The organism is Streptomyces sp. EDA2-14 (assembly GCF_054963755.1).
Map to the genome: position 1 here is coordinate 423,448 of NZ_JBUEGE010000002.1, position 24,633 is coordinate 448,080.

At 68.0% G+C, this 24,633-nt stretch carries 38 protein-coding genes; 32 read left to right on the forward strand and 6 right to left on the reverse strand.

Annotated features, from left to right (window positions below; all coding sequences use genetic code 11):
• Window positions 1-34: 34 nt before the first annotated feature.
• The 27 genes from rplB (at window position 35) to truA (ending at window position 15,480) form a co-directional block, all read left to right on the forward strand.
• A complete protein-coding gene (gene rplB, locus ACY34M_RS08255; protein WP_306320967.1) occupies window positions 35-871 on the forward strand; it encodes a 50S ribosomal protein L2 in 837 nt (278 codons plus the stop codon).
• 12 nt (window positions 872-883) lie between these two features.
• Window positions 884-1,165, forward strand: a complete 282-nt coding sequence (rpsS, locus tag ACY34M_RS08260) for a 30S ribosomal protein S19 (protein ID WP_018528354.1) — start codon at window positions 884-886, stop codon at window positions 1,163-1,165.
• Between the two features lie 42 nt (window positions 1,166-1,207).
• Window positions 1,208-1,555 (forward strand): 50S ribosomal protein L22, encoded by a 348-nt coding sequence (rplV, locus tag ACY34M_RS08265; protein WP_385755885.1) that lies wholly within the window; start codon window positions 1,208-1,210, stop codon window positions 1,553-1,555.
• Entirely contained in the window at window positions 1,555-2,391 is an 837-nt protein-coding gene (gene rpsC / locus ACY34M_RS08270; RefSeq protein ID WP_306320969.1) for a 30S ribosomal protein S3, read from the forward strand. The genes rplV and rpsC overlap by 1 nt, the downstream gene beginning before the upstream one ends.
• Before the next feature lie 5 nt (window positions 2,392-2,396).
• A complete protein-coding gene (rplP, locus tag ACY34M_RS08275) occupies window positions 2,397-2,816 on the forward strand; it encodes a 50S ribosomal protein L16 (protein WP_306320970.1) in 420 nt (139 codons plus the stop codon).
• The gene (gene rpmC / locus ACY34M_RS08280) at window positions 2,816-3,040 is read left to right on the forward strand and encodes a 50S ribosomal protein L29 (RefSeq protein WP_017949657.1); all 225 of its coding nucleotides are present in this window, start codon (window positions 2,816-2,818) and stop codon (window positions 3,038-3,040) included. Before rplP ends, rpmC begins: the two co-directional genes overlap by 1 nt.
• A complete protein-coding gene (gene rpsQ, locus ACY34M_RS08285; RefSeq protein ID WP_266713085.1) occupies window positions 3,040-3,324 on the forward strand; it encodes a 30S ribosomal protein S17 in 285 nt (94 codons plus the stop codon). The genes rpmC and rpsQ overlap by 1 nt, the downstream gene beginning before the upstream one ends.
• 103 nt (window positions 3,325-3,427) lie before the next feature.
• A complete protein-coding gene (gene rplN / locus ACY34M_RS08290) occupies window positions 3,428-3,796 on the forward strand; it encodes a 50S ribosomal protein L14 (protein WP_003974257.1) in 369 nt (122 codons plus the stop codon).
• A 2-nt stretch (window positions 3,797-3,798) separates the two neighbouring features.
• Window positions 3,799-4,122, forward strand: coding sequence for a 50S ribosomal protein L24 (rplX, locus tag ACY34M_RS08295; protein WP_016645174.1), 324 nt, complete (start codon window positions 3,799-3,801; stop codon window positions 4,120-4,122).
• Window positions 4,122-4,679: a 50S ribosomal protein L5 gene (gene rplE / locus ACY34M_RS08300; protein WP_306320972.1), complete on the forward strand. Its 558-nt coding sequence runs from the start codon at window positions 4,122-4,124 to the stop codon at window positions 4,677-4,679. Before rplX ends, rplE begins: the two co-directional genes overlap by 1 nt.
• Window positions 4,680-4,684: 5 nt before the next feature.
• On the forward strand, window positions 4,685-4,870 hold the full coding sequence (locus tag ACY34M_RS08305) for a type Z 30S ribosomal protein S14 (RefSeq protein ID WP_003948630.1): 186 nt from the start codon (window positions 4,685-4,687) through the stop codon (window positions 4,868-4,870).
• 211 nt (window positions 4,871-5,081) lie between these two features.
• Window positions 5,082-5,480 (forward strand): 30S ribosomal protein S8, encoded by a 399-nt coding sequence (gene rpsH, locus ACY34M_RS08310; protein ID WP_018528360.1) that lies wholly within the window; start codon window positions 5,082-5,084, stop codon window positions 5,478-5,480.
• A gap of 24 nt (window positions 5,481-5,504) precedes the next feature.
• Complete coding sequence (gene rplF / locus ACY34M_RS08315; protein WP_450816576.1) at window positions 5,505-6,044, forward strand: 50S ribosomal protein L6; 540 nt, start codon at window positions 5,505-5,507, stop codon at window positions 6,042-6,044.
• A gap of 3 nt (window positions 6,045-6,047) precedes the next feature.
• Window positions 6,048-6,431 (forward strand): 50S ribosomal protein L18, encoded by a 384-nt coding sequence (gene rplR, locus ACY34M_RS08320; RefSeq protein WP_326020847.1) that lies wholly within the window; start codon window positions 6,048-6,050, stop codon window positions 6,429-6,431.
• A 68-nt stretch (window positions 6,432-6,499) separates the two neighbouring features.
• Window positions 6,500-7,102, forward strand: a complete 603-nt coding sequence (rpsE, locus tag ACY34M_RS08325; protein ID WP_306320975.1) for a 30S ribosomal protein S5 — start codon at window positions 6,500-6,502, stop codon at window positions 7,100-7,102.
• Window positions 7,102-7,284 (forward strand): 50S ribosomal protein L30, encoded by a 183-nt coding sequence (gene rpmD, locus ACY34M_RS08330; protein ID WP_030567278.1) that lies wholly within the window; start codon window positions 7,102-7,104, stop codon window positions 7,282-7,284. Before rpsE ends, rpmD begins: the two co-directional genes overlap by 1 nt.
• A 2-nt stretch (window positions 7,285-7,286) precedes the next feature.
• A complete protein-coding gene (rplO, locus tag ACY34M_RS08335) occupies window positions 7,287-7,742 on the forward strand; it encodes a 50S ribosomal protein L15 (RefSeq protein WP_462716241.1) in 456 nt (151 codons plus the stop codon).
• A gap of 242 nt (window positions 7,743-7,984) precedes the next feature.
• The gene (secY, locus tag ACY34M_RS08340) at window positions 7,985-9,298 is read left to right on the forward strand and encodes a preprotein translocase subunit SecY (RefSeq protein WP_462716240.1); all 1,314 of its coding nucleotides are present in this window, start codon (window positions 7,985-7,987) and stop codon (window positions 9,296-9,298) included.
• Window positions 9,298-9,945 carry an adenylate kinase gene (locus ACY34M_RS08345; RefSeq protein ID WP_462716239.1) on the forward strand — a complete coding sequence of 216 codons (648 nt, stop codon included), beginning with the start codon at window positions 9,298-9,300 and terminating at the stop codon, window positions 9,943-9,945. Before secY ends, ACY34M_RS08345 begins: the two co-directional genes overlap by 1 nt.
• A 120-nt stretch (window positions 9,946-10,065) precedes the next feature.
• Entirely contained in the window at window positions 10,066-10,902 is an 837-nt protein-coding gene (map, locus tag ACY34M_RS08350) for a type I methionyl aminopeptidase (protein ID WP_462716238.1), read from the forward strand.
• Window positions 10,903-11,258: 356 nt separating this feature from the next.
• Complete coding sequence (gene infA / locus ACY34M_RS08355; protein WP_003948620.1) at window positions 11,259-11,480, forward strand: translation initiation factor IF-1; 222 nt, start codon at window positions 11,259-11,261, stop codon at window positions 11,478-11,480.
• A gap of 58 nt (window positions 11,481-11,538) precedes the next feature.
• Window positions 11,539-11,652: a 50S ribosomal protein L36 gene (gene rpmJ, locus ACY34M_RS08360; protein WP_003974245.1), complete on the forward strand. Its 114-nt coding sequence runs from the start codon at window positions 11,539-11,541 to the stop codon at window positions 11,650-11,652.
• Window positions 11,653-11,861: 209 nt separating this feature from the next.
• Window positions 11,862-12,242: a 30S ribosomal protein S13 gene (gene rpsM / locus ACY34M_RS08365; protein WP_306320981.1), complete on the forward strand. Its 381-nt coding sequence runs from the start codon at window positions 11,862-11,864 to the stop codon at window positions 12,240-12,242.
• 65 nt (window positions 12,243-12,307) lie between these two features.
• On the forward strand, window positions 12,308-12,712 hold the full coding sequence (gene rpsK / locus ACY34M_RS08370; protein ID WP_003948617.1) for a 30S ribosomal protein S11: 405 nt from the start codon (window positions 12,308-12,310) through the stop codon (window positions 12,710-12,712).
• A gap of 159 nt (window positions 12,713-12,871) precedes the next feature.
• Complete coding sequence (locus tag ACY34M_RS08375) at window positions 12,872-13,894, forward strand: DNA-directed RNA polymerase subunit alpha (protein ID WP_003966937.1); 1,023 nt, start codon at window positions 12,872-12,874, stop codon at window positions 13,892-13,894.
• A gap of 167 nt (window positions 13,895-14,061) precedes the next feature.
• Entirely contained in the window at window positions 14,062-14,547 is a 486-nt protein-coding gene (gene rplQ / locus ACY34M_RS08380; RefSeq protein WP_462716237.1) for a 50S ribosomal protein L17, read from the forward strand.
• Between the two features lie 78 nt (window positions 14,548-14,625).
• Window positions 14,626-15,480, forward strand: coding sequence for a tRNA pseudouridine(38-40) synthase TruA (gene truA / locus ACY34M_RS08385; RefSeq protein ID WP_462716236.1), 855 nt, complete (start codon window positions 14,626-14,628; stop codon window positions 15,478-15,480).
• A gap of 21 nt (window positions 15,481-15,501) precedes the next feature.
• Here truA and ACY34M_RS08390 read toward each other — a convergent pair whose 3' ends face one another.
• Window positions 15,502-16,353: a hypothetical protein gene (locus tag ACY34M_RS08390; RefSeq protein WP_462716235.1), complete on the reverse strand. Its 852-nt coding sequence runs from the start codon at window positions 16,351-16,353 to the stop codon at window positions 15,502-15,504.
• Between the two features lie 297 nt (window positions 16,354-16,650).
• Between ACY34M_RS08390 and rplM the strand changes: the two genes are divergently transcribed.
• The 3 genes from rplM (at window position 16,651) to glmM (ending at window position 19,111) form a co-directional block, all read left to right on the forward strand.
• Window positions 16,651-17,094, forward strand: a complete 444-nt coding sequence (gene rplM / locus ACY34M_RS08395) for a 50S ribosomal protein L13 (protein ID WP_356374853.1) — start codon at window positions 16,651-16,653, stop codon at window positions 17,092-17,094.
• Window positions 17,095-17,136: 42 nt separating this feature from the next.
• Window positions 17,137-17,652, forward strand: coding sequence for a 30S ribosomal protein S9 (rpsI, locus tag ACY34M_RS08400; RefSeq protein ID WP_462716234.1), 516 nt, complete (start codon window positions 17,137-17,139; stop codon window positions 17,650-17,652).
• 100 nt (window positions 17,653-17,752) lie between these two features.
• Window positions 17,753-19,111 (forward strand): phosphoglucosamine mutase, encoded by a 1,359-nt coding sequence (gene glmM, locus ACY34M_RS08405; protein ID WP_462716233.1) that lies wholly within the window; start codon window positions 17,753-17,755, stop codon window positions 19,109-19,111.
• A gap of 4 nt (window positions 19,112-19,115) precedes the next feature.
• Here glmM and ACY34M_RS08410 read toward each other — a convergent pair whose 3' ends face one another.
• Together ACY34M_RS08410 and coaA are read right to left on the reverse strand one after the other, a co-directional pair.
• Window positions 19,116-20,066, reverse strand: a complete 951-nt coding sequence (locus tag ACY34M_RS08410; protein WP_462716232.1) for a DUF389 domain-containing protein — start codon at window positions 20,064-20,066, stop codon at window positions 19,116-19,118.
• 16 nt (window positions 20,067-20,082) lie between these two features.
• Window positions 20,083-21,096, reverse strand: a complete 1,014-nt coding sequence (gene coaA / locus ACY34M_RS08415; RefSeq protein ID WP_462716231.1) for a type I pantothenate kinase — start codon at window positions 21,094-21,096, stop codon at window positions 20,083-20,085.
• Between the two features lie 175 nt (window positions 21,097-21,271).
• On the opposite strand from coaA, the gene ACY34M_RS08420 reads away from it, so the two are divergent.
• Together ACY34M_RS08420 and ACY34M_RS08425 are read left to right on the forward strand one after the other, a co-directional pair.
• On the forward strand, window positions 21,272-21,517 hold the full coding sequence (locus ACY34M_RS08420) for a hypothetical protein (RefSeq protein ID WP_462716230.1): 246 nt from the start codon (window positions 21,272-21,274) through the stop codon (window positions 21,515-21,517).
• Between the two features lie 38 nt (window positions 21,518-21,555).
• Window positions 21,556-21,927: a holo-ACP synthase gene (locus tag ACY34M_RS08425; protein WP_462716229.1), complete on the forward strand. Its 372-nt coding sequence runs from the start codon at window positions 21,556-21,558 to the stop codon at window positions 21,925-21,927.
• A gap of 59 nt (window positions 21,928-21,986) precedes the next feature.
• Here the strand turns inward: ACY34M_RS08425 and infA (ACY34M_RS08430) are convergent, their stop codons facing one another.
• The 3 genes from infA (ACY34M_RS08430) to ACY34M_RS08440 all read right to left on the reverse strand — a co-directional run bounded on the left by infA (ACY34M_RS08430) (window position 21,987) and on the right by ACY34M_RS08440 (window position 24,619).
• On the reverse strand, window positions 21,987-22,214 hold the full coding sequence (gene infA / locus ACY34M_RS08430; RefSeq protein WP_462716228.1) for a translation initiation factor IF-1: 228 nt from the start codon (window positions 22,212-22,214) through the stop codon (window positions 21,987-21,989).
• Entirely contained in the window at window positions 22,211-23,005 is a 795-nt protein-coding gene (locus ACY34M_RS08435) for a GNAT family N-acetyltransferase (RefSeq protein WP_462716227.1), read from the reverse strand. Before ACY34M_RS08435 ends, infA (ACY34M_RS08430) begins: the two co-directional genes overlap by 4 nt.
• 168 nt (window positions 23,006-23,173) lie before the next feature.
• On the reverse strand, window positions 23,174-24,619 hold the full coding sequence (locus ACY34M_RS08440; RefSeq protein WP_462716226.1) for an NAD(P)H-hydrate dehydratase: 1,446 nt from the start codon (window positions 24,617-24,619) through the stop codon (window positions 23,174-23,176).
• Window positions 24,620-24,633 lie beyond the last annotated feature (14 nt).

The window sequence follows — 24,633 nt, forward strand, 5'->3', positions numbered from 1 at the left end:
GACCCTGGTCCGAATATCGGACGAGGACTGAGAAATGGGAATCCGCAAGTACAAGCCGACGACGCCGGGCCGCCGTGGCTCCTCCGTCGCCGACTTCGTCGAGGTAACGCGGTCCACGCCGGAGAAGTCGCTGGTCCGCCCGCTGCACAGCAAGGGCGGCCGTAACAACGCCGGTCGGATCACCGTTCGCCACCAGGGTGGCGGACACAAGCGCGCCTTCCGCGTGATCGACTTCCGTCGTCACGACAAGGACGGCGTGCCGGCGAAGGTCGCTCACATCGAGTACGACCCGAACCGCACCGCGCGCATCGCGCTCCTGCACTACGCGGACGGCGAGAAGCGCTACATCTTGGCTCCGCGCGGTCTCGCGCAGGGCTCCAAGGTGGAGAACGGCCCCAACGCCGACATCAAGCCCGGTAACAACCTGGCGCTCCGCAACATCCCGGTCGGTACCACGATCCACGCGATCGAGCTCCGTCCCGGTGGTGGCGCCAAGTTCGCCCGCTCCGCGGGTGCCTCCGTGCAGCTGCTCGCGAAGGAGGGCTCGATGGCCCACCTTCGTATGCCCTCCGGCGAGATCCGCCTGGTCGACGTGCGCTGCCGCGCCACCGTCGGCGAGGTCGGCAACGCCGAGCAGAGCAACATCAACTGGGGCAAGGCCGGCCGCATGCGCTGGAAGGGCGTCCGCCCGACCGTGCGTGGTGTCGTCATGAACCCGGTTGACCACCCGCACGGTGGTGGTGAAGGCAAGACCTCCGGTGGTCGCCACCCGGTCTCGCCGTGGGGCCAGAAGGAGGGTCGTACTCGTGATCGCAACAAGGCGAGCAACAAGTACATCGTCCGCCGCCGCAAGTCGAACAAGAAGCGCTAGGAGCGGGTTTAGATGCCGCGCAGTCTCAAGAAGGGACCCTTCGTCGACGGCCACCTCGTGAAGAAGGTGGACGCTCAGAACGAAGCCGGTTCCAAGAACGTCATCAAGACCTGGTCCCGCCGCTCGATGATCATCCCCAGCATGCTGGGGCACACGATCGCGGTGCACAACGGCAAGACCCACATCCCGGTGTTCGTCACCGAGTCGATGGTCGGCCACAAGCTCGGCGAGTTCTCGCCGACGCGCACCTTCCGGGGTCACGTCAAGGACGACCGGAAGTCGAAGCGCCGCTAAGGCGGGGTGGAATCGACTATGACTAACACCGAAGGGACAACCATGGAAGCCAGGGCCCAGGCGCGGTACATCCGCGTCACGCCCATGAAGGCCCGCCGCGTGGTGGACCTCATCCGTGGCATGGACGCCACGGAGGCTCAGGCGGTCCTGCGATTCGCCCCGCAGGCCGCTAGCCAGCCGGTGGGCAAGGTGCTCGACAGCGCCATCGCCAACGCCGCGCACAACTACGACCACCCTGACGCCTCGTCGCTGTTCATCAGCGAGGCGTACGTGGACGAGGGCCCGACCCTGAAGCGGTTCCGTCCGCGTGCTCAGGGCCGTGCCTACCGGATCCGTAAGCGGACCAGCCACATCACCGTGGTCGTCAGCAGCAAGGAAGGAACCCGGTAATGGGCCAGAAGGTAAACCCGCACGGGTTCCGGCTCGGTGTCACGACCGACTTCAAGTCGCGTTGGTACGCCGACAAGCTGTACAAGGACTACGTCAAGGAAGACGTCGCCATCCGTCGGATGATGACGTCCGGCATGGAGCGCGCCGGCATCTCGAAGGTTGAGATCGAGCGCACCCGTGACCGCGTGCGTGTGGACATCCACACCGCTCGTCCCGGCATCGTCATCGGCCGCCGTGGCGCCGAGGCCGACCGCATCCGCGGTGACCTCGAGAAGCTCACGGGCAAGCAGGTCCAGCTGAACATCCTCGAGGTCAAGAGCCCCGAGACCGACGCTCAGCTGGTTGCTCAGGCCGTTGCCGAGCAGCTGTCCTCCCGCGTCTCCTTCCGTCGTGCCATGCGCAAGAGCATGCAGGGCACGATGAAGGCCGGCGCCAAGGGCATCAAGATCCAGTGTGGCGGTCGTCTCGGCGGTGCCGAGATGTCCCGTTCGGAGTTCTACCGCGAGGGCCGTGTGCCCCTGCACACGCTCCGCGCCAACGTGGACTACGGCTTCTTCGAGGCCAAGACGACCTTCGGCCGCATCGGCGTGAAGGTCTGGATCTACAAGGGCGACGTCAAGAACATCGCCGAGGTTCGCGCCGAGAACGCCGCTGCCCGCGCCGGCAACCGCCCGGCCCGTGGTGGCAACGACCGCCCGGCCCGTGGTGGCCGCGGTGGCGAGCGTGGCGGTCGCGGTCGTAAGCCGCAGCAGCAGCAGGCTCCGGCCGCCGAGGCCCCCAAGGCCGACGCGCCCGCCGCTGCCGCTCCGGCTGAGAGCACCGGAACGGAGGCCTGACCGAAATGCTGATCCCCCGTAGGGTCAAGCACCGCAAGCAGCACCACCCGAAGCGCAGCGGTATGTCCAAGGGTGGCACGCAGGTTGCGTTCGGCGAGTACGGCATCCAGGCGCTCAGCCCGGCGTACGTGACGAACCGTCAGATCGAGGCCGCTCGTATCGCCATGACGCGTCACATCAAGCGTGGCGGCAAGGTCTGGATCAACATCTACCCGGACCGCCCCCTCACCAAGAAGCCTGCCGAGACCCGCATGGGTTCCGGTAAGGGTTCGCCGGAGTGGTGGGTCGCCAACGTCAAGCCCGGACGCGTGATGTTCGAGCTGTCGTACCCCAACGAGAAGATCGCGCGTGAGGCGCTGACTCGTGCAGCGCACAAGCTGCCGATGAAGTGCAAGATCGTTAAGCGCGAGGCAGGTGAAGCGTGATGTCGGCCGGAACCAAGGCGTCTGAGCTGCGCGAGCTGGGCAACGAGGAGCTTGTCGCCAAGCTCCGCGAGGCCAAGGAAGAGCTGTTCAACCTCCGCTTCCAGGCGGCGACCGGTCAGCTCGAGAACCACGGCCGGCTCAAGGCCGTCCGCAAGGACATCGCGCGGATCTACACCCTCATGCGTGAGCGCGAGCTGGGCATCGAGACGGTGGAGAGCGCCTGATGAGCGAGAAGACTGTGACTGAAGAGACTGCCGCCCGCGGCTTCCGCAAGACCCGTGAGGGTCTCGTCGTCAGCGACAAGATGGACAAGACCGTCGTCGTCGCCGTCGAGGACCGCGTCAAGCACGCGCTGTACGGCAAGGTCATCCGCCGTACGAACAAGCTCAAGGCGCACGACGAGCAGAACGCTGCCGGTGTCGGCGACCGCGTCCTCCTGATGGAGACGCGTCCGCTGTCGGCGAGCAAGCGCTGGCGCATCGTCGAGATCCTCGAGAAGGCCAAGTAATTCTCTGAGGCATCCCTCAGAGTTCGTTCCGCCAGGCTCGGCAGGGGCCCTCTCGTAAGAGAGAAGCCCCTGCCGGGAACCGGCAGACAATCAGGAGATAGACGTGATCCAGCAGGAGTCGCGACTGCGCGTCGCCGACAACACGGGTGCGAAGGAAATTCTCACCATCCGTGTTCTCGGTGGCTCGGGTCGCCGCTACGCGGGCATCGGTGACGTCATCGTCGCCACCGTGAAGGACGCGATCCCCGGTGGCAACGTGAAGAAGGGTGACGTCGTCAAGGCGGTCATCGTTCGCACCGTCAAGGAGCGTCGCCGTCCGGATGGCTCGTACATCCGCTTCGACGAGAACGCCGCCGTCATTCTGAAGAACGACGGCGACCCCCGCGGCACCCGTATCTTCGGCCCCGTCGGCCGTGAGCTGCGCGAGAAGAAGTTCATGAAGATCATCTCGCTCGCGCCGGAGGTGCTGTAAGCATGAAGATCAAGAAGGGCGACCTGGTCCAGGTCATCACCGGTAAGGACAAGGGCAAGCAGGGCAAGGTCATTGCCGCTTACCCGCGCGACGAGCGTGTCCTGGTCGAGGGTGTCAACCGGGTCAAGAAGCACACCAAGGCCGGCCCCACCGCCTCCGGCTCGCAGGCCGGCGGCATCGTGACCACCGAGGCCCCGGTCCACGTCTCCAACGTCCAGCTGGTCGTGGAGAAGGACGGGAACAAGGTCGTCACGCGCGTCGGTTACCGCTTCGACGACGAAGGCAACAAGATCCGCGTTGCCAAGCGGACGGGTGAGGACATCTGATGACGACCACCACCACTCCGCGTCTGAAGACGAAGTACCGCGAGGAGATCACGGCGAAGCTGCAGGACGAGTTCTCGTACGAGAACGTCATGCAGATCCCCGGTCTCGTGAAGGTCGTCGTGAACATGGGTGTCGGCGACGCCGCCCGTGACTCGAAGCTCATGGACGGTGCCGTCCGTGACCTCACGACGATCACCGGCCAGAAGCCGGCCATCACCAAGGCTCGCAAGTCCATCGCGCAGTTCAAGCTGCGTGAGGGGCAGCCGATCGGTGCCCACGTCACGCTCCGTGGCGACCGCATGTGGGAGTTCCTGGACCGCACCCTGTCGCTCGCGCTGCCGCGCATCCGCGACTTCCGTGGTCTGTCCCCCAAGCAGTTCGACGGTCGTGGCAACTACACCTTCGGTCTCACCGAGCAGGTCATGTTCCACGAGATCGACCAGGACAAGATCGACCGCGTCCGGGGTATGGACATCACCGTGGTCACCACGGCGACCAACGACGACGAGGGCCGTGCCCTCCTTCGTCACCTCGGCTTCCCGTTCAAGGAGGCGTAAGCGAGATGGCGAAGAAGGCTCTTATTGCCAAGGCTGCTCGTAAGCCGAAGTTCGGTGTCCGGGGCTACACGCGCTGCCAGCGCTGCGGCCGCCCGCACTCCGTGTACCGCAAGTTCGGCCTGTGCCGCGTGTGCCTTCGTGAGATGGCTCACCGTGGCGAGCTGCCGGGCGTGACCAAGAGCTCCTGGTAGTCCCTTAGTTGGGATTGTCCGGATCTCTCGGTAAGTAGAGGGTCGGCAGGGACTCCAGCTCTCATGGCTTAGGCTAGGAGGGTTGGGCGTTTCTGCCGCCCTGACCGACTTACTACGCCGTAGGTCCCCGCGCCGCACCCGTCCCGCCCCTGTGTGGGGAGAGGGATGGCGCATACAGGAAACCCCGGCGAGAGAGGCCGAAGGCCAATTCATGACCATGACTGATCCGATCGCAGACATGCTTACGCGTCTGCGGAACGCGAACTCGGCATACCACGACACCGTGGCGATGCCGCACAGCAAGATCAAGTCGCACATCGCGGAGATCCTCCAGCAGGAGGGTTTCATCACCGGCTGGAAGGTCGAGGACGCCGAGGTCGGCAAGAACCTCGTCCTGGAGCTGAAGTTCGGCCCGAACCGTGAGCGTTCGATCGCCGGCATCAAGCGCATCTCCAAGCCGGGTCTGCGCGTTTACGCGAAGTCCACCAACCTGCCGAAGGTCCTCGGTGGCCTGGGCGTGGCGATCATCTCCACGTCGCACGGTCTCCTGACCGGCCAGCAGGCAGGCAAGAAGGGCGTGGGTGGGGAAGTCCTCGCCTACGTCTGGTAGCGGAAGGAATCGGAGGAAACAGCTATGTCGCGTATTGGCAAGCTCCCCATCACGGTTCCCGCCGGCGTGGACGTCACCATCGACGGCCAGACGGTCTCGGTGAAGGGCCCCAAGGGATCCCTGAGCCACACCGTTGCGGCGCCGATCGAGATCGCCAAGGGTGAGGACGGCGTTCTGGCCGTCACCCGCCCGAACGACGAGCGTCAGAACAAGGCCCTGCACGGCCTGTCCCGCACGCTGGTGGCGAACATGATCACCGGCGTGACCACGGGTTACGTGAAGAAGCTCGAAATCAGCGGTGTCGGTTACCGCGTCCTGGCGAAGGGCTCCAACCTGGAGTTCTCGCTCGGCTACAGCCACCCGATCCTGGTCGAGGCGCCCGAGGGCATCTCGTTCAAGGTCGAGGGTCCGACCAAGTTCTCGGTCGAGGGCATCGACAAGCAGAAGGTCGGCGAGGTTGCGGCCAACATCCGCAAGCTGCGCAAGCCCGACCCGTACAAGGCCAAGGGCGTCAAGTACGAAGGCGAAGTCATCCGCCGCAAGGTCGGAAAGGCGGGTAAGTAAGCCATGGCATACGGTCAGAAGATCGCTAAGGGCGACGCTTACAAGCGTGCGGCCATCAAGCGCCGCCACATCCGTATCCGCAAGAACATGTCGGGTACGGCCGAGCGTCCGCGCCTGGTCGTGACGCGCTCGAACCGGAACATCGTGGCGCAGGTCATCGACGACGTTAAGGGTCACACCCTCGCGTCGGCGTCGACCCTGGACACGTCGATCCGCGGCGGCGAGGGCGACAAGTCCGCGCAGGCCAAGTCGGTCGGCGCCCTGGTCGCCGAGCGCGCCAAGGCCGCCGGTGTCGAGGCTGTCGTGTTCGACCGTGGTGGTAACCAGTACGCCGGGCGCATCGCCGCCCTGGCGGACGCCGCCCGCGAAGCCGGACTCAAGTTCTGAGTCTTGCCCGTTCGCGCAGCGCCTTTTTGATGCTGCGTAGCTAGCGGAAACAGAGAGAGGTAATTCCAATGGCTGGACCCCAGCGCCGCGGTGGCGGTGCCGGTGGCGGCGAGCGGCGGGACCGGAAGGGTCGCGACGGTGGCAACGCCGCCGAGAAGACCGCGTACGTTGAGCGCGTAGTCGCGATCAACCGCGTCGCCAAGGTTGTGAAGGGTGGTCGTCGCTTCAGCTTCACCGCGCTGGTCGTGGTGGGCGACGGTGACGGCACCGTGGGTGTCGGTTACGGCAAGGCCAAGGAGGTGCCGGCCGCCATCGCCAAGGGTGTTGAGGAGGCCAAGAAGCACTTCTTCAAGGTCCCCCGTATCCAGGGCACCATCCCGCACCCGATCCAGGGTGAAAAGGCCGCGGGCGTCGTCCTGCTCAAGCCGGCTTCCCCCGGTACCGGTGTTATCGCCGGTGGCCCGGTGCGTGCCGTGCTCGAGTGCGCCGGCGTTCACGACATCCTGTCGAAGTCGCTCGGCTCCGACAACGCGATCAACATCGTGCACGCCACGGTGGAGGCCCTGCGTGGTCTGCAGCGTCCCGAGGAGATCGCGGCTCGCCGTGGTCTGCCCCTCGAGGACGTCGCTCCCGCGGCCCTGCTGCGTGCGCGTGCCGGGGCTGGTGCGTAATGGCGCAGCTCAAGATCACGCAGACGAAGTCGTACATCGGCAGCAAGCAGAACCACCGTGACACCCTGCGTTCCCTTGGTCTCAAGGGCATCAACACGCAGGTCGTCAAGGAGGACCGCCCCGAGTTCCGCGGCATGGTGCAGACCGTCCGCCACCTCGTGACGGTCGAGGAGGTCGACTGATCATGGGTGAGCAGAACCCGCTCAAGATCCACAACCTCCGTCCGGCCCCCGGCGCCAAGACCGCCAAGACCCGTGTCGGTCGTGGTGAGGCGTCGAAGGGTAAGACGGCAGGTCGCGGTACCAAGGGTACGAAGGCCCGTTACCAGGTTCCGGAGCGCTTCGAGGGTGGCCAGATGCCCCTCCACATGCGTCTTCCGAAGCTGAAGGGCTTCAAGAACCCGTTCAAGACCGAGTTCCAGGTCGTGAACCTGGACAAGCTGTCCTCGCTCTACCCCGAGGGTGGCGAGGTCACGGTCGAGGGTCTCGTCGCCAAGGGCGCCGTGCGCAAGAACAGCCTCGTCAAGGTCCTGGGCCAGGGCGAGATCTCCGTGGCGCTGCAGGTGACGGTCGACGCCGTCTCCGGCTCCGCCAAGGAGAAGATCACCGCCGCCGGCGGTACGGTCACCGAGCTCGTCTGAACTCAAGACGCTGCTCGATGACATGAGCGATCCCAACCGGGGATGCCCCACATAAGGGGCATCCCCGGTTGGTCGTTCCAAGGGGGGCAGTTACGCCGGTAAGGTGGCGTCCGCTGTTAAGTTCCGGGCTTTGTGTGCCCCCGGCACCAAACCCGGTTCTTGGCCGTTAGACCGTTTACGTATTTGTCGAACCTCAAGACCGTCACCTCTTGCGCATGCGCGCGGGGGTCGCAGGAGGCACCGTGCTCACCGCGTTCGCCCGGGCGTTCAAGACGCCCGACCTGCGCAAGAAGCTGCTCTTCACGCTGGGCATCATCGTGATCTACCGGCTCGGCGCCCATGTGCCGATCCCGGGCATCGATTACTCCAACGTCCAGACGTGCATGGACCAGGCCAGCTCCAGCTCGGGCCTGTTCGGTCTGGTCAACATGTTCAGCGGCGGCGCGCTGCTGCAGATCACCATCTTCGCGCTCGGCATCATGCCGTACATCACCGCGAGCATCATTCTGCAGCTGCTGACCGTGGTGATCCCGCGCCTCGAGGCCCTGAAGAAGGAGGGCCAGGCCGGCACGGCCAAGATCACGCAGTACACCCGTTATCTGACGGTGGCCCTCGCCATCCTTCAGGGCACCGGCCTCGTCGCCACCGCCCGCACCGGCGCCCTCTTCCAGGGCTGCCCGGTCGCCAGCGAGATCGTGCCCGACCAGTCGATCTTCGTCACCATCACCATGGTCATCGTGATGACCGCCGGTACCTGCGTGATGATGTGGCTCGGCGAGCTGATCACGGACCGCGGCATCGGCAACGGCATGTCGATCCTGATGTTCATCTCGATCGCCGCCACCTTCCCGTCCGCCCTGTGGTCCATCAAGAAGCAGGGTTCGCTGGCCGACGGCTGGATCGAATTCGGCACCGTCATCCTCGTCGGTCTGGTCATGGTCGCCCTGGTCGTCTTCGTCGAGCAGGCCCAGCGCCGTATCCCGGTGCAGTACGCGAAGCGCATGATCGGCCGTCGTTCCTACGGCGGTACGTCCACGTACATCCCGCTCAAGGTGAACCAGGCGGGTGTGATCCCTGTCATTTTCGCGTCGTCGCTGCTCTACATTCCGGCACTGGTCGCCCAGTTCGCCGGGGGCGATTCGCAGTGGAAGGTCTGGATCGACGACCACCTGACCAAGGGAAATCACCCGATTTACATCGTCACGTACTTCCTCTTGATCGTGTTCTTCGCCTTCTTCTACGTGGCGATCTCGTTCAACCCCGAGGAAGTCGCCGACAACATGAAGAAGTATGGTGGCTTCATCCCGGGCATCCGGGCTGGCCGACCGACCGCTGAGTACCTGAGTTACGTACTCAACCGGATCACCTGGCCGGGTTCGCTGTATTTGGGCCTGATCGCTCTCGTGCCGACGATGGCGTTGGTTGGTTTCGGGGCAAACCAGAACTTCCCGTTCGGGGGCACGAGCATCCTGATCATCGTGGGTGTCGGCCTGGAGACGGTGAAGCAGATCGAGAGCCAGCTCCAGCAGCGCAATTACGAAGGGTTCCTCCGCTGATGCGAATCGTCCTCGTCGGGCCGCCCGGTGCTGGCAAGGGAACGCAGGCCGCGTTCCTTGCCAAGAACCTGTCGATTCCGCACATCTCTACGGGCGACCTCTTCCGTGCCAACATCAGCCAGGGCACGGATCTCGGGAAGCAGGCCAAGTCCTACATGGACGCGGGCCAGCTGGTTCCGGACGAGGTCACCATCGGGATGGCCAAGGACCGCATGGAGCAGCCGGACGCCGTCAACGGCTTCCTGCTCGACGGTTTCCCGCGCAATGTCTCGCAGGCCGAGGCGCTCGACGTAGCCCTCAAGGCCGACGAGGTGACGCTGGACGCGGTCCTGGACCTGGAGGTCCCCGAGGACGAGGTGGTCAAGCGCATCGCCGGCCGCCGCATCTGCCGTAACGACTCGGCGCACGTCTTCCACGTCGCGTACAAGCAGCCCAAGACCGAGGGCGTCTGTGACGTCTGCGGCGGCGAGCTGTACCAGCGCGACGACGACAAGGAAGAGACCGTGCGCAAGCGGCTCGAGGTCTACCACACGCAGACCGAGCCGATCATCGACTACTACCGGGAGCAGGGGCTCGTCGTGACGATCTCCGCCCTCGGCAAGGTCGAGGAGGTCACGGCGCGGGCCATGGAGGCCCTGGAGCGCTGAGCGCTCCCCGCACCACGTGCCTGAGGCCGCGGTTCCCCGTCGGGGGGACCGCGGCCTTAGTGTTGGTGGGGACTGGACGTACGTAACCCTCGTACCGGATGACGGAGAGCGCAGGCCCCCATGGTGCAGATCAAGACCCCCGACCAGATTCGCAAGATGCGGGAGGCGGGGCTTGTCGTCGCGGCTATCCACGCCGCGACCCGTGAGGCGGCCGTGCCGGGCGCGACCACCAAGGACCTGGACGAGGTCGCCCGCAAGGTGCTCGCCGAGCACGGCGCGAAGTCGAACTTCCTCGGGTACGGAGGGTTCCCCGCGACCATCTGCACCTCCAAGAACGAGGTCGTGGTGCACGGCATCCCGAGCGACCAGGTCGTCCTGGAGGACGGCGACATCATCTCGATCGACTGCGGCGCGATCGTCGACGGCTGGCACGGCGACGCCGCGTACACCGCGTTCGTCGGCTCCGGTCACTCCCCGGAGCTGATCGAGCTCTCCCGGGTCACCGAGGAGTCGATGTGGGCCGGCCTGGCCGCCATGAAGCAGGGCAACCGGCTCGTCGACATCTCCCGCGCCATCGAGTCGTACATCCGCCGCCAGCCGAAGCCCGGCGGCGGCAAGTACGGGATCGTCGAGGACTACGGCGGCCACGGCATCGGCACCGAGATGCACATGGACCCGCACCTGCTGAACTACGTCGAGCGCCGCCGCGGCAAGGGTCCGAAGCTGGTCCCCGGCTTCTGCCTCGCCATCGAGCCCATGGTCTCCCTCGGTACGCCGAAGACGGAGACGCTGGCCGACGACTGGACCGTCATCACGACCGACGGCACCTGGTCCTCGCACTGGGAGCACTCGGTCGCCCTCACGGAGGACGGCCCACTCGTCCTGACCGCCCCCGACGGAGGCAAGGCGAAGCTCGCGGAGCTGGGCGTGACGGCGGCACCGGACCCGCTGGGCTGAGGCCGGGCCGTCGGCCGGAGGCCGGCGCAGCCGCCCGAAGCTTGTGAGGCGCCCTGGCGCCGAGCCCGCGAGGGCGGCGTTGGAGAGTGGGTCGGAGGCAAGGCGAAGCTCGCGGAGCTGGGCGTGACGGCGGCACCGGACCCGCTGGGCTGAGGCCGGGCCCGGGCTGAACCGGGTCTCCCCGGACCGCTCCGCGACGGGGTGGCGTGGGCTTATTGATCTCCCGAGTGGGGCAGAATCACGAGATTCGTCTTTCCGGGGGTACTGACGTAGACTGACTCGTCGGCTCTCGTGTATGCGCATGTCTCCATGCGTCCACGGAAGCTGATCAAGGTAGTCGATTCGAAGGGCGAAGCGTGGCCAAGAAGCAAGGTGCCATCGAGATCGAGGGCACTGTCGTCGAGTCTCTGCCGAACGCCATGTTCAAGGTCGAGCTCCAGAACGGCCACCAGGTCCTGGCACACATCAGCGGCAAGATGCGCATGCACTACATCCGTATCCTCCCTGACGACCGGGTCGTGGTGGAGCTGTCTCCGTACGACCTGACGCGTGGCCGGATCGTCTACCGGTACAAGTAGATCTTGCCCTAGTCCCGCCTCGGCGGGCCGCCGGCAACTGACCCGGAGAACCTCACCCATGAAGGTCAAGCCGAGCGTCAAGAAGATCTGCGACAAGTGCAGGGTGATCCGCCGTCACGGTCGGGTCATGGTGATCTGCGACAACCCGCGCCACAAGCAGCGCCAGGGCTGACGCAGACCCGTTCAACTGCAGTTCGTTCGCAGAGTTCGCGCGACGCAGCACATTGAGTAAATAAGCAGAGCCCGCCGGCGACGGTTCCGTCGTGGCGACACCTTCGGTCGGAGGCCGAGGACTCAGCACGTACCAACTCTTCGCACGAAGAGGACGGCGGCTGGGAGTGGTTCTGCTGCAGACCTCCGAAGAATCAACAGGAGCCATGAATGGCACGCGTTGAAGGTGTTGACCTCCCGCGCGAGAAGCGCATTGAGGTCGCCCTCACCTACGTGTTCGGCATCGGCCGTACGCGCGCCCAGCAGACGCTGGACGCCATCGGTGTCGACCGCAACATCCGCGTTCGCGACATCTCCGAGGAAGACCTCGTGAAGATCCGCGAGTACGTGGACCAGAACTTCCAGACCGAGGGTGACCTCCGTCGCGAGATCCAGGCCGACATCCGCCGCAAGGTCGAGATCGGTTGCTACCAGGGTCTCCGTCACCGTCGCGGCCTGCCGGTCCACGGCCAGCGCACGAGCACGAACGCCCGTACCCGCAAGGGCCCGCGTCGCGCCATCGCCGGTAAGAAGAAGCCGGGCAAGAAGTAGTCCTCAGCGGACGCTCACCAGCGGTCTTCGCTGTAGGACCGACCACCTCCCTGTAGGAGAACGACATGCCCCCCAAGGGTCGTCAGGGCGCTGCCAAGAAGGTGCGCCGCAAGGAAAAGAAGAACGTCGCTCACGGCCACGCGCACATCAAGAGCACGTTCAACAACACGATCGTGTCCATCACGGACCCGACCGGCAACGTGATCTCGTGGGCCTCCGCGGGCCACGTCGGCTTCAAGGGCTCGCGCAAGTCCACGCCGTTCGCCGCGCAGATGGCTGCCGAGTCGGCTGCCCGCCGCGCCCAGGAGCACGGCATGCGCAAGGTCGACGTCTTCGTCAAGGGCCCGGGTTCCGGTCGTGAGACCGCCATCCGCTCGCTCCAGGCGACCGGCCTCGAGGTCGGCTCGATCCAGGACGTCACGCCGACGCCGCACAACGGCTGCCGTCCCCCCAAGCGCCGTCGCGTCTGACCCTCGGGTCGTCGCAGACCGCTTGGTCTGAGTTTTTCGGGCGGTACGGCCTTTGTACTGGGCCGTACCGCCCGTACTCTTGACAGATACAACATCAGGCTCCGCCTGGTGGTCTCAGGGCATCAAATAGTGGGTGCCCCTGACTGAAGGATTCACTTCATGCTGATTGCTCAGCGTCCCTCGTTGACCGAAGAGGTCGTCGACGAGTTCCGCTCCCGGTTCGTCATCGAGCCGCTGGAGCCGGGCTTCGGCTACACCCTCGGCAACTCCCTCCGCCGCACCCTCCTCTCGTCGATCCCCGGCGCTGCTGTCACCAGCATCCGCATCGACGGTGTCCTGCACGAGTTCACCACCGTGCCGGGCGTCAAGGAGGACGTCACCGACCTCATCCTGAACATCAAGCAGCTGGTCGTCTCCTCGGAGCACGACGAGCCGGTCGTGATGTACCTGCGCAAGCAGGGCCCGGGTCTGGTCACCGCCGCCGACATCGCGCCCCCGGCCGGTGTCGAGGTCCACAACCCCGACCTCGTCCTCGCCACGCTCAACGGCAAGGGCAAGCTGGAGATGGAGCTGACCGTCGAGCGCGGTCGCGGCTACGTCTCCGCCGTGCAGAACAAGCAGGTCGGTCAGGAGATCGGGCGCATCCCGGTCGACTCGATCTACTCGCCGGTTCTCAAGGTCACGTACAAGGTCGAGGCCACGCGTGTCGAGCAGCGCACCGACTTCGACAAGCTGATCGTCGACGTCGAGACGAAGCAGGCCATGCGCCCGCGCGACGCCATGGCGTCCGCCGGTAAGACCCTGGTCGAGCTGTTCGGTCTCGCCCGCGAGCTGAACATCGACGCCGAGGGCATCGACATGGGCCCGTCCCCCACGGACGCCGCCCTTGCCGCCGATCTGGCGCTGCCGATCGAGGAGCTCGAGCTCACCGTTCGGTCCTACAACTGCCTCAAGCGCGAGGGCATCCACTCCGTGGGTGAGCTCGTCGCCCGCTCCGAGGCCGACCTGCTCGACATCCGCAACTTCGGTGCGAAGTCGATCGACGAGGTCAAGGCGAAGCTGGCCGGCATGGGCCTGGCCCTCAAGGACAGCCCGCCCGGATTCGACCCGACCGCCGCCGCCGACGCCTTCGGCGCCGACGACGACGCGGACGCCGGTTTCGTCGAGACCGAGCAGTACTGAGCCGCTCCGCTTCGGCGGTCGGATCACTTGCTGCGGAGCCGTGGTTGCGGTTGCGCAGTTCCCCGCGCCCCTTTCAGGGGCGTGGGGTCTCCGACGGGCAACCCCGCCCGCTCGGACACTGACCTTGGTACCTAGTACGGCCAGGGCAGACACCTAGGAGAAACATCATGCCGAAGCCCGCCAAGGGTGCCCGTCTGGGCGGCAGCGCCGCGCACGAGAAGCTGCTCCTCGCGAACCTCGCGAAGAACCTCTTCGAGCACGGCAAGATCACGACGACCGAGGCCAAGGCCCGTCGTCTGCGTCCGTACGCGGAGCGTCTGGTCACCAAGGCGAAGAAGGGCGACCTTCACAACCGCCGTCAGGTGCTCCAGGTCATCACGGACAAGGGCATCGTGCACACGCTCTTCACCGAGATCGCCCCGCGCTACGAGAACCGTCCGGGTGGTTACACCCGCATCACCAAGATCGGTAACCGCCGTGGCGACAACGCGCCCATGGCTGTCATCGAGCTGGTCGAGGCCCTGACGGTCCAGCAGCAGGCCACCGGTGAGGCCGAGGCCGCCACCAAGCGTGCCGCCAAGGACGCCGAGGCCGCCGAGGCGCAGACCGAGGCTCCGGCCGAGGCTGCCGCCGAGGAGTCGAAGGACGCCTGAGGCTGACGCCTTGTGTGTGAGCGGGTCCGCCCTTTCGGGGCGGGCCCGCTTTCCGTTTCTCCCTAAGGATTGTTTGTTGTGAGTGATGAGGTGGCCGACGGCTTCGTCCGGCTGCGGCTCGACGTGAGCTACGACGGCCGGGACTTCTCCGGGTGGGCCAAGCAGGCCTCCGGGCGGCGGACCGTGCAGGGGGAGATCGAGGACGCGCTCCGTACGGTGACGCGGTCCTCGCAGGGGTACGACCTGACGGTGGCCGGGCGGACCGACGCGGGGGTGCACGCGCGGGGGCAGGTCGCCCACGTGGACCTGCCGGCGGAGGTCTGGGCCGAGCACCGGGAGAAGCTGCTGAAGCGGCTCGCCGGGCGGCTGCCGAAGGATGTGCGGGTGTGGTCGGTGGCCGAGGCGCCGAGCGGGTTCAACGCGCGCTTCTCGGCGATCTGGCGGCGGTACGCGTACCGGGTGACGGACCATCCGGGCGGCGTCGATCCGCTGCTGCGGGGCCATGTGCTGTGGCACGACTGGCCGTTGGACGTCGACGCCATGAACGAGGCCGCCGAACGGCTGCTGGGCGAGCACGACTTCGCGGCGTACTGCAAGAAGCGCGAGGGCGCCACGACCATTCGTACGCTGCAGGAGCTGAGCCTCGTACGCGACGACGACGGCATCGTCACGGCGACCGTGCGGGCCGACGCCTTCTGCCACAACATGGTGCGGTCCCTGATCGGGGCGCTGCTGTTCGTGGGCGACGGACACCGGCCGGCCGACTGGCCCGGCAAGGTGCTCGCCGCGGGAGTGCGGGACTCCGCCGTGCACGTGGTGCGTCCGCACGGGCTGACCCTTGAGGAAGTCGGCTACCCCGCCGACGAGTTGCTCGCCGCGCGCAACAAGGAGGCGCGCAACAAGCGGACGCTCCCGGGCGCCGGATGTTGCTGAGGGCGGCGCCCGGGGCGGCAGTCAGCCGGACGTGGCCGCCGCGGACGCCTGGATTTCGCCGCGGCGCTTGATCTGCTGGAAGATGTATTCCTGCAGGTCGTCGCCGAGGGCGAAGACCGTGGTGTCCTTCTTGGTCGCGTCCTGGCCGTTGGTGAGGCCGCCGTTGGTGAAGTACGCGTAGCGGCCCACCGAGTTCGCCGTCTGGCGGCACGTCGTGGTGCGGCAGAACGTGGGCACGCCGGAGCCGGGCAGCGAGACGACCGTGCCGTCGAAGTCGTACTGGTCCTTGGCCTTCGCCGCCTGTGCCTTCGTCTTGAAGACCGCGACGCCCATGGTGACCGCGGAATCGCCCTTGAAGTACGTGGCGCGGATCATCTGGACGCAGTTGTTGCTGCTCAGCAACCCCTGGAGACCCTTCGTCGCGGCCGAGGAGCAGTTGGCGGTGCGGGCCGTGGCGCCCTTCGTGTAGACGCGGTCACCGATGGTGAGCTTCTTGATGGGGAAGAGGGTGTCCGCGGTCAGCGGGGCCGTGTCCTTGGCCGCGCTGTTGATGAAGTCGTTCGGGTCGAGCGGGGGCGGCGGGGTCGTCGCGTCGAAGGACGGACCTCCCGACTTGCCCTCGCTGGGGATGTCCGCCGTGCTCGGCAGCTGGTCGGCCGGCTTGTTCGCGGCATCGTTCTTGCTGTTCGTCGAGACGATGCCCCACGCGACCGCCGAGCCGACGGCGAGCGTGGCGACGATCGCACCGCCGATCACCATCCAGCGCTTCTTGCGCGCGCGTGCCTCCGACGCCTCCGCGAGCGATGCCCAGTCCGGGGTCGAATCGTCGTTGCTGTTGGGCCCCCACGGGGATCCCCCTTGCCCAAAACTCATGGGGCGCATCTTAGAGGTAGCGTGGGGGAGTACATGACTGTGGGATGCAGGGCCTCCGGTTCGCGGTGGCCCACGCGTTTTGACCCGTACAGGGCGGCGCGGGTATTCTCGACAGCTGTTATGCGTATTGGCCTGGTCGTTCTCACGCGCAAGGTCTTTACGTAGGTTCCCTGGAGCAGTTACCAGTGGCTCGCATACGGGTTAGCGTCCCCGGCTTCTGTGAGCCCCAGCTGCATGATCGCTTCAGCGGTGCCGTGTGTCAGCACCCCATTCACTGAGAAGCGAAGGCATACGACCGTGCGTACGTACAGCCCCAAGCCCGGCGACATCACTCGCCAGTGGCACGTCATTGACGCTCAGGACGTCGTCCTGGGTCGTCTGGCGACCACCGCTGCCAGCCTCCTGCGTGGCAAGCACAAGCCGATCTACGCGCCGCACGTCGACGCGGGCGACTTCGTCGTCATCATCAACGCCGACAAGGTGCACCTGTCCGGCAACAAGCGGACCCAGAAGATGGCCTACCGCCACTCCGGGTACCCGGGCGGTCTCCGTTCCGTCCGTTACGACGAGCTCCTGGACAAGAACCCCGAGAAGGCCATCGAGAAGGCCGTCAAGGGCATGCTCCCGAAGAACACGCTCGGCCGTCAGATGCTCTCGAAGCTGAAGGTCTACTCGGGCGACCAGCACCCGCACGCTGCCCAGCAGCCGGTGCCGTTCGAGATCACCCAGGTCGCGCAGTAAGTCCGGCCACCCCCTAAGACTGAAGAAAAGCTGAGGAGAATCGTGGCCGAGACCACTGCCGAGACGCCGGTCGAAGAGATCGTCGACGTCGAGAGCTACACCACCGAGTCCGACGCCCCCGTCGAGGGCGAGTACACCTCGGAGTCCAACCCGGCCCGCTTCGGCGACCCGCAGCCGGCCGCCGGCCTGGGCCGCCGCAAGAACGCCATCGCGCGCGTTCGCATCGTGCCCGGCACCGGCAAGTGGAAGGTCAACGGGCGCACGCTCGAGGACTACTTCCCGAACAAGGTCCACCAGCAGGAAGTCAACGAGCCCTTCAAGGTGCTCGAGCTCGACGGCCGCTACGACATCATCGCCCGCATCTCGGGCGGCGGCGTCTCCGGTCAGGCCGGTGCCCTGCGCCTCGGCGTGGCCCGCGCGCTGAACGAGGCCGACGTGGACAACAACCGCGGCGCCCTCAAGAAGGCCGGCTACCTCCGCCGCGACGACCGTGCGGTCGAGCGCAAGAAGGCCGGTCTCAAGAAGGCCCGCAAGGCCCCGCAGTACAGCAAGCGCTAAATTCCGCTGCCTGCTTGTTTTTCCCGTTCGCCCCGGCGGCACGTATCGTGCCGCCGGGGCGTTCGGCTTATGACGATGTGACGGTTCGGAGGACATCAAGGTGGGACGACTCTTCGGCACGGACGGCGTGCGCGGCGTCGCCAACGCGGATCTGACGGCTGAGCTGGCGCTCGGTCTGTCGGTCGCGGCGGCACATGTTCTGGGCGAGGCCGGCAGTTTTGAGGGCCATCGTCCGGTGGCCGTGGTCGGCCGTGATCCACGGGCCTCGGGCGAGTTCCTGGAGGCCGCAGTCGTCGCGGGCCTGGCCAGCGCCGGAGTGGACGTGCTGCGCGTCGGCGTGCTGCCGACGCCCGCGGTGGCGTATCTGACCGGCTCGCTCGGCGCCGACCTCGGTGTGATGCTCTCCGCGAGCCACAACGCCATGCCGGACAACGGCATCAAGTTCCTCGCCCGCGGCGGCCACAAGCTGGACGACGCGCTCGAGGACCGCATCGAGGCGATCTACGAGGAGCACAGCACCGGCGCCCCCTGGAACCGCCCGACGGGCGCCGGCGTCGGCCGCGTGAAGTCGTACGACGCGGGGCTCGACCAGTACATCGCGCACCTCGTGGGCGTGCTGCCGAACCGGCTCGAGGGCCTGAAGATCGTCCTCGACGAGGCGCACGGCGCGGCCTCCCGGGTCTCCCCGGAGGCCTTTACGCGCGTGGGCGCCGAGGTCGTCACGATCGGCGCCGAGCCCGACGGTCTGAACATCAACGACGGCTGCGGTTCGACCCACCTCGACCTGCTGAAGGCCGCCGTCGTCGAGCACAAGGCCGACTTCGGCATCGCGCACGACGGGGACGCCGACCGCTGCCTGGCCGTGGACCACACCGGCTCCGAGGTCGACGGCGACCAGATCATGGCGGTGCTCGCGCTCGACATGAAGGAGCGCGGGGTGCTGCGGGACAACACCCTCGTGGCGACCGTCATGTCGAACCTGGGCCTGAAGCTGGCGATGGAGCGCGAGGGCATCACCCTCGTCCAGACCGCCGTCGGCGACCGGTACGTCCTGGAGAACATGAAGGAGAACGGGTTCGCGCTCGGCGGCGAGCAGTCCGGGCACGTCATCGTTCTCGACCACGCGACGACCGGTGACGGCACGCTGACGGGTCTGCTGCTCGCGGCGCGCGTCGCGCAGACCGGGCGGGCGCTGAAGGACCTGGCGAGCGTGATGGAGCGGCTGCCGCAGGTGCTCATCAACGTTCCGGACGTCGACAAGTCCCGCGTCACCACGTCCGCGGAGCTGCAGTCCGCGGTGGCGGACGCGGAGCGTGAACTCGGCGCGACTGGGCGGGTGCTGCTGCGCTCCTCGGGCACCGAGCCGCTGGTGCGGGTGATGGTCGAGGCCGCGGACATCGGGCAGGCCCGGTCCGTCGCGGAGCGCCTGGCCGACGTCGTGAAGTCGGCGCTCGGCTAGAGCCCTAGTTCCCGGCGAGCTTCTTGGCGGTACGTTCGCGCTGCCTGGCCCAGAGGTACTTCTGGGCGAGGAGCGTGGCCGTACCGGCGAGGACGATCCCCAGCAGGTTCAGCAGGAGCTGCTGGGTCGAGCCCCACATCTGGCCCGCGTCGCCGTAGCTCAGCGCCACCGCGGCGTTCGCCGCCGCCGGGACCGTGGTCACCGAGATGGCGACGCCGACGAGCGCGCCGGACTTCGCCGATGTGAGCGAGAGGGTGCCGGCCGCGCCCGCGAGGACGGCCACCACGAACGAGAACCAGTCCGGCGCGTAGACGAACCCGGTGTTGGGTCGGTCCGCCTCCAGCTGGGCCTCGCTGAACAGGTGCACGGCGTCCATGAAGTAGCTGAAGCCCACCGTCACCGCCATCGCCACGGCGAAGCCGACGAGCAGGGCGACCAGGGAACGCCACGCCAGGCGCGGCGCCCGCCGCACCAGGGCCGTGCAGATCCCGGCGAGTGGCCCGAACTCCGGCCCCACCGCCATCGCGCCCACGATCAGAATCGCGTTGTCGAGCACGACACCGCACGCCGCGATCATCGTCGCGATCACCAGGAACGCCACGTACGTGATCGTGAGCGTGGACTCCTCGTGCGTGGCGTCCGACAGCTGCTCCCACAGGACCGCGTCCGCGCCCTCGCCCGGCGCGTCCTCCTCGGCCTTGTCGGCGCGCAGGGACAGCGACAGATCGATGCTCTCGACGGAGATCGAGCCCGCCCGGTCGAGCCCCAATTCCTTGAGTCCGCCGATGAGTTCGTCGCCGGCCTCGCGGGCGACGTCGCACATGACGACATCGCCCGAGGGGTCGCGGGCGGCGCCCGGCAGCACCACGAGGTGGGTGGTGCCGGTCGTCTTCTCGATCAGACGCACCACGTCGTCCGTGGTCCCGGGCGGCGTGATCAGGCGCAGATGCAGCATGCGCGCAGGGTAGTCGCTACAGCTTGCGCAGCCGCAGCCGCTGCACCTTGTGGTCGGGGCCCTTGCGGATGACGAGTCCGGCGCGGCCGCGGGTGGGGGCCACGTTCTCGAGGAGGTTGACCTTGTTGATGGTGCGCCAGGTGGTGCGCGCGTAGTCGAGGGCCTCCTCCTCGGAGACCTGCGTGTACTTCCTGAAGTACGAGGACGGGTCCTGGAAGGCCGTCGCGCGCAGCTTGCGGAAGCGGTTGAGGTACCAGGCCTCGATGTCCTCGGCGCGCGCGTCGACGTACACGCTGAAGTCGAAGAAGTCGGCGAGGCCGACGCGGGTGCGGCCGTCCTTGCCGGGCAGGGCGGGCTGCAGCACGTTGATGCCCTCGACGATGAGGATGTCGGGGCGGCGCACGACGAGCTTCTCGCCGGGCACGATGTCGTAGATCAGGTGCGAGTAGACGGGGGCGGTGACCTCGTCCTTGCCCGCCTTGATGTCGGCGACGAAGCGGGTCAGGGCGCGGCGGTCGTACGACTCGGGGAAGCCCTTGCGCGACATCAGGCCGCGGGCCTCCAGCTCCTTGGTGGGGAGCAGGAAGCCGTCGGTGGTGACGCGCTCGACGCGCGGGTGCTCGGGCCAGCGGGAGAGCAGCGCCTGGAGGAGGCGGGCGACGGTCGACTTGCCGACGGCCACCGAACCGGCGACCCCTATGACGAAGGGCGTGCCGGACTGGGCGGCCTTCTTGTTCGTCTCGCCGAGGAACGTGTTGAGCGCCCCGCGCAGGCCGTCGGTGGCGCCCACGTACAGATTCAGCAGGCGGGACAGCGGCAGATAGATGTCGCGGACCTCGTCCAGGTCGATCACGTCACCGAGGCCGCGCAGCCGCTCCAGCTCTTCCGCGGTCAGCGGCAGTGGCGTCTTGTCGCGCAGGGCGCTCCATTCGGTACGGGTGAGGTCGACGTAGGGAGTCACCTCCGGCTTCTGCCGGTGGGTGCTCCGGGAGGTCGCTTGTGCCTTGGACTCGGAGACCGGAGAGATCACAGTCCATTGTTACGGCTGTATGGCCCGCGGCGGCAGGTGGGGTGTGTCACGCACGGGACTCTGGGAACCCCGATCGTCACCGGTTCGCCACAGGTATGGACCTTGAGTGTGCGTGGCGATACATTCCGTGCACCCGTGGGGCTGAACGCTGCCCGCGGGCAGGAGGGGGATCGTGATGTCGGTGCTTCGTGTGCCGAAAATCGTCCGTCGCAGGTCGGCGGGCCAGTACGCGACGGACGACTGGGAGGATCACGTCCGCAGCGAGCTGGCGCTCGATCTGCCCGACGAGGACATCGTCGAGGATCTGGACGACTGCCTCGACCTCTACCGCGTGGGCAGCAAGCCGCGCTGCGAGGAGATCGAGTACCTGGCGCTCGTACGGGAGGCGCGGGACCGGATGGCCGGGGGCGGGCCCGCCTGACGCCGGATCGCGGGCGCGGCGACCGTAAGGTCTGCTGCATGAGCATCATCGGGGTCGGTATCGACGTGGCCGAGATCGAGCGGTTCGCGGCGTCGCTGGAGCGTACGCCGGGCATGGCCGGGCGCCTTTTCCTGGACGGCGAGCTGCTGCTGCCCAGCGGGGAGCGGCGCGGGGTCGCCTCGCTCGCCGCCCGGTTCGCCGCGAAGGAGGCCGTGGCCAAGGCGCTCGGCGCGCCGGGCGGGCTGCGCTGGACCGACGCCGAGGTGTGGGTCGAGGAGAGCGGACAGCCCCGGCTGCGGGTGACCGGGACGGTGGCCGCGCGGGCGGCGGAGCTGGGCGTGCGCGGGTTCCATGTGTCGCTGAGCCATGACGCGGGGATCGCGTCGGCCGTGGTGGTGGCCGAGGGGTAGGGGTCGAGGGGCAGGGGCCGACGCCGCTGCCCGTGCCCCTGCCCCTCGGCCGACAGGGCCTACGACCGGTGGCGGAACACGATGCGGCCCCGTGTCAGGTCGTACGGCGTGATCTCCACCTGGACCCGGTCCGCCAGCAGGATCTTGATGTAGTTCTTGCGGATCTTGCCGCTGACGTGCGCGAGTACCCGGTGCCCGTTGTCGAGCTCCACGGTGAACATCGCGCTGCGCAGGCACTCGACGACCGTGCCCTCGGCGTGCACGCCGCCTCCGGTGTGCCTCGTCATCGGACCAGCTCCAGAGCGCGGTTCACGCGCCGCGCGCCGATGCCGTCGAAGAGGGCCGCGGCCGCCTCGTTCGCCTCGTCGACCTCGGCCGACGCCGACCGCACGCCACCGCGGTGCAGGGTGTTCAGTACGTCGGCCAGCAGGGCCCGCGCGACGCCGCGGCGCCGTGCGTCGGTGCGGACCGCGAGCAGGCCGACACGGGGGCGCCGGGTGGCCGTCGCCAGGCGCAGGAGGCCCAGGTAGGCGCCGTCAGGGGCCTCGGCCACGGTGTACTTCGCCGGGTCGACGACCGTGACCCCCGGTGGCAGGGGCCGCACCTCGGCCGGCATGGTGCGCCAGCCGGCCGCCGCCTCGATCTCTTCGCGGACCGTACGGTCCAGGGTGCGCAGCCGCGCCCCGTCCGCCGCCCCGGCCGGGACGACGGTGACGCCGGTGGGCGGGCGCACCGCGCCGAGTCCCGTCACGGCGGGGTCGGTGGGCACCACGTACTCCCACTCGCCGCGGCCGACCGTGAAGCCGAACCCCTGCCATTTCGACGTCAGTTCGGTGTCGCTCTCGTCGACCACGGTGTGCAGCGGGCCCGGCAGGTCCGTGAGCAGCGCCCCGGCCAGGGCCGCGAACGCGGTGTCGTGCCAGGCGTCGACGCTGATGAAGAGGCGGCCGTCGGGCCGGTGCGCGGCGTGGCCGCGGCCGACCACCTCGTCGTCCTCCAGGACGTGCCACTGGTGGTCCGCCACGCGGGTGACGACGAGCGGGGGCGGGGCTGTGGGGCGGGTGCTTCGTGTGTTCATCGGTGTCTCCTTCGGGAGGCCCTCGATCCTGGGGCGCTCCCGGCGACACCTGCTGTCAGCCGCCGGACCGTGACGAGCTGAGGGAGCACCCATGGGTGACTGCGTTCACGGGTCTCACCTCCAAGCTGTGACTGCACGGCCGTCGGTGACGGTAGCAAGGGGCGGGCGTCAGGCGAAGCGGTTTTCCGTGACGTCCCGCCAGGCGGTGCGCACTGCTGCCGCCACGTCCTGCGCCGAGACCGGCGCGCCGTCCGCCGCGTGGCGTGCCGCGAGGCCGTGCAGATGGGCGCCGACCGAGGCGGCGTCCAGGGGGGTGAGGCCCGCAGCCAGCAGGGAGCCGGTGAGGCCGGAGAGGACGTCGCCGCTGCCGGCCGTGGCGAGCCACGGGGTGCCCGTGGGGTTCACGCGGGCCGGGCGGGTGTCGTCCGGCGGCGCGACCAGGGTCGTCGAACCCTTCAGGAGGACCGTGGCGGCGTAGCGGGACGCCAACTCCCTCACGGACGACAGGCGTTCGGCCTCCACCTCGTCACGCGTCACGCCCAGGAGCGCGGCCGCCTCCCCGGCGTGCGGGGTCAGCACGGTGGGCGCCGTGCGGGCGCGGACCGTCGCCGGGTCCGCGAGGCGCAGCCCGTCCGCGTCGATCAGGACCGGGACGTCCGCCGCCAGGACGTCGTGCAGGCCCGACGCGTCGTCGCCGAGGCCGGGGCCGATCACCCACGCCTGGACCCGGCCCGCCTTGGCCGGCGGCCCGGCCGAGACGAGCGTCTCCGGGAAACGGGCGAGCACCGCGTCGGCGGCCGGGCCCACATACCGCACGGCTCCGGCCCCGCCGTGCAGCGTGCCCGCCGTCGCCAGGACCGCCGCGCCGGGGTAGCGGGCCGAGCCCGCGACGAGGCCCACGACGCCGCGCCGGTACTTGTCGCTCTCGCCGGTCGGGCGGGGGAGCAGTGCGGCCACGTCCGCGTACTGGAGCGCCTCCAACCGGGCTTCCGCCTCCGTGAGTTCGAGGCCGATGTCGACGAGCCGGAGCGCGCCCGCGTACTCCCGCGCCGGGTCGACGAGGAGGCCCGGCTTGTACGTTCCGAAGGTCACGGTCGCGTCCGCGCGGACGGCCTCGCCGTGCACCGCGCCGGTGTCGGCGTCCACGCCGCTCGGGAGGTCGACGGCCACGACGGTTCCCCGTGCCGCGGCGGCGAGTTCGGCCGCGCGGGGGCGCAGGCCGCCCTTTCCGCCGATGCCCACGATGCCGTCCACGACGAGGTCGGCGCGGCCCACGAGTTCGGTGGCGCGCTCGTCCTGTGCGTCGAGGGGGGTGCCGCCTGCCGCGCGCAGTGCCGCGAGGCCTGCGGGGTGGGTGCGGTCCGGGGAGAGCAGGAGGGCCGTGACGCCCGCGCCGCGCCGTGCCAGGCGGGCGCCCGCGTACAGGGCGTCGCCGCCGTTGTCCCCCGAGCCGACGAGGAGGGTGACGCGGGAGCCGTACACCTTGCCGAGGAGGTCGGCGCAGGCGGCGGCGAGGCCGGCGGCGGCGCGCTGCATCAGCGCCCCTTCGGGCAGCCGCGCCATGAGGGCGCGCTCGGCGGTCCTGACCGTTTCTACGTCGTGGGCGAATCGCATACGTCGAGTGTCCC

Bases quoted from the DNA above. Each gene is read 5' to 3' on its own strand.
- rplE (WP_306320972.1), top strand. From the start codon at position 4,122: ATGACGACCACCACCACTCCGCGTCTGAAGACGAAGTACCGCGAGGAG.
- rpsC (WP_306320969.1), top strand. From the start codon at position 1,555: ATGGGCCAGAAGGTAAACCCGCACGGGTTCCGGCTCGGTGTCACGACC.
- rplO (WP_462716241.1), top strand. From the start codon at position 7,287: ATGGGTGAGCAGAACCCGCTCAAGATCCACAACCTCCGTCCGGCCCCC.
- ACY34M_RS08345 (WP_462716239.1), top strand. From the start codon at position 9,298: ATGCGAATCGTCCTCGTCGGGCCGCCCGGTGCTGGCAAGGGAACGCAG.
- rpsH (WP_018528360.1), top strand. From the start codon at position 5,082: ATGACCATGACTGATCCGATCGCAGACATGCTTACGCGTCTGCGGAAC.
- ACY34M_RS08440 (WP_462716226.1), bottom strand. From the start codon at position 24,619: ATGCGATTCGCCCACGACGTAGAAACGGTCAGGACCGCCGAGCGCGCC.
- rpmD (WP_030567278.1), top strand. From the start codon at position 7,102: ATGGCGCAGCTCAAGATCACGCAGACGAAGTCGTACATCGGCAGCAAG.
- rpmJ (WP_003974245.1), top strand. From the start codon at position 11,539: ATGAAGGTCAAGCCGAGCGTCAAGAAGATCTGCGACAAGTGCAGGGTG.
- rpsQ (WP_266713085.1), top strand. From the start codon at position 3,040: ATGAGCGAGAAGACTGTGACTGAAGAGACTGCCGCCCGCGGCTTCCGC.
- rplX (WP_016645174.1), top strand. From the start codon at position 3,799: ATGAAGATCAAGAAGGGCGACCTGGTCCAGGTCATCACCGGTAAGGAC.
- rpsE (WP_306320975.1), top strand. From the start codon at position 6,500: ATGGCTGGACCCCAGCGCCGCGGTGGCGGTGCCGGTGGCGGCGAGCGG.
- rplQ (WP_462716237.1), top strand. From the start codon at position 14,062: ATGCCGAAGCCCGCCAAGGGTGCCCGTCTGGGCGGCAGCGCCGCGCAC.
- ACY34M_RS08435 (WP_462716227.1), bottom strand. From the start codon at position 23,005: ATGAACACACGAAGCACCCGCCCCACAGCCCCGCCCCCGCTCGTCGTC.
- map (WP_462716238.1), top strand. From the start codon at position 10,066: ATGGTGCAGATCAAGACCCCCGACCAGATTCGCAAGATGCGGGAGGCG.
- rpsS (WP_018528354.1), top strand. From the start codon at position 884: ATGCCGCGCAGTCTCAAGAAGGGACCCTTCGTCGACGGCCACCTCGTG.
- ACY34M_RS08390 (WP_462716235.1), bottom strand. From the start codon at position 16,353: ATGAGTTTTGGGCAAGGGGGATCCCCGTGGGGGCCCAACAGCAACGAC.
- rplV (WP_385755885.1), top strand. From the start codon at position 1,208: ATGGAAGCCAGGGCCCAGGCGCGGTACATCCGCGTCACGCCCATGAAG.
- ACY34M_RS08305 (WP_003948630.1), top strand. From the start codon at position 4,685: ATGGCGAAGAAGGCTCTTATTGCCAAGGCTGCTCGTAAGCCGAAGTTC.
- rpsK (WP_003948617.1), top strand. From the start codon at position 12,308: ATGCCCCCCAAGGGTCGTCAGGGCGCTGCCAAGAAGGTGCGCCGCAAG.
- ACY34M_RS08420 (WP_462716230.1), top strand. From the start codon at position 21,272: ATGTCGGTGCTTCGTGTGCCGAAAATCGTCCGTCGCAGGTCGGCGGGC.
- ACY34M_RS08375 (WP_003966937.1), top strand. From the start codon at position 12,872: ATGCTGATTGCTCAGCGTCCCTCGTTGACCGAAGAGGTCGTCGACGAG.
- ACY34M_RS08410 (WP_462716232.1), bottom strand. From the start codon at position 20,066: ATGCTGCATCTGCGCCTGATCACGCCGCCCGGGACCACGGACGACGTG.
- rpsM (WP_306320981.1), top strand. From the start codon at position 11,862: ATGGCACGCGTTGAAGGTGTTGACCTCCCGCGCGAGAAGCGCATTGAG.
- infA (WP_462716228.1), bottom strand. From the start codon at position 22,214: ATGACGAGGCACACCGGAGGCGGCGTGCACGCCGAGGGCACGGTCGTC.
- rpmC (WP_017949657.1), top strand. From the start codon at position 2,816: ATGTCGGCCGGAACCAAGGCGTCTGAGCTGCGCGAGCTGGGCAACGAG.
- rplP (WP_306320970.1), top strand. From the start codon at position 2,397: ATGCTGATCCCCCGTAGGGTCAAGCACCGCAAGCAGCACCACCCGAAG.
- rplB (WP_306320967.1), top strand. From the start codon at position 35: ATGGGAATCCGCAAGTACAAGCCGACGACGCCGGGCCGCCGTGGCTCC.
- rplR (WP_326020847.1), top strand. From the start codon at position 6,048: ATGGCATACGGTCAGAAGATCGCTAAGGGCGACGCTTACAAGCGTGCG.
- ACY34M_RS08425 (WP_462716229.1), top strand. From the start codon at position 21,556: ATGAGCATCATCGGGGTCGGTATCGACGTGGCCGAGATCGAGCGGTTC.
- rplF (WP_450816576.1), top strand. From the start codon at position 5,505: ATGTCGCGTATTGGCAAGCTCCCCATCACGGTTCCCGCCGGCGTGGAC.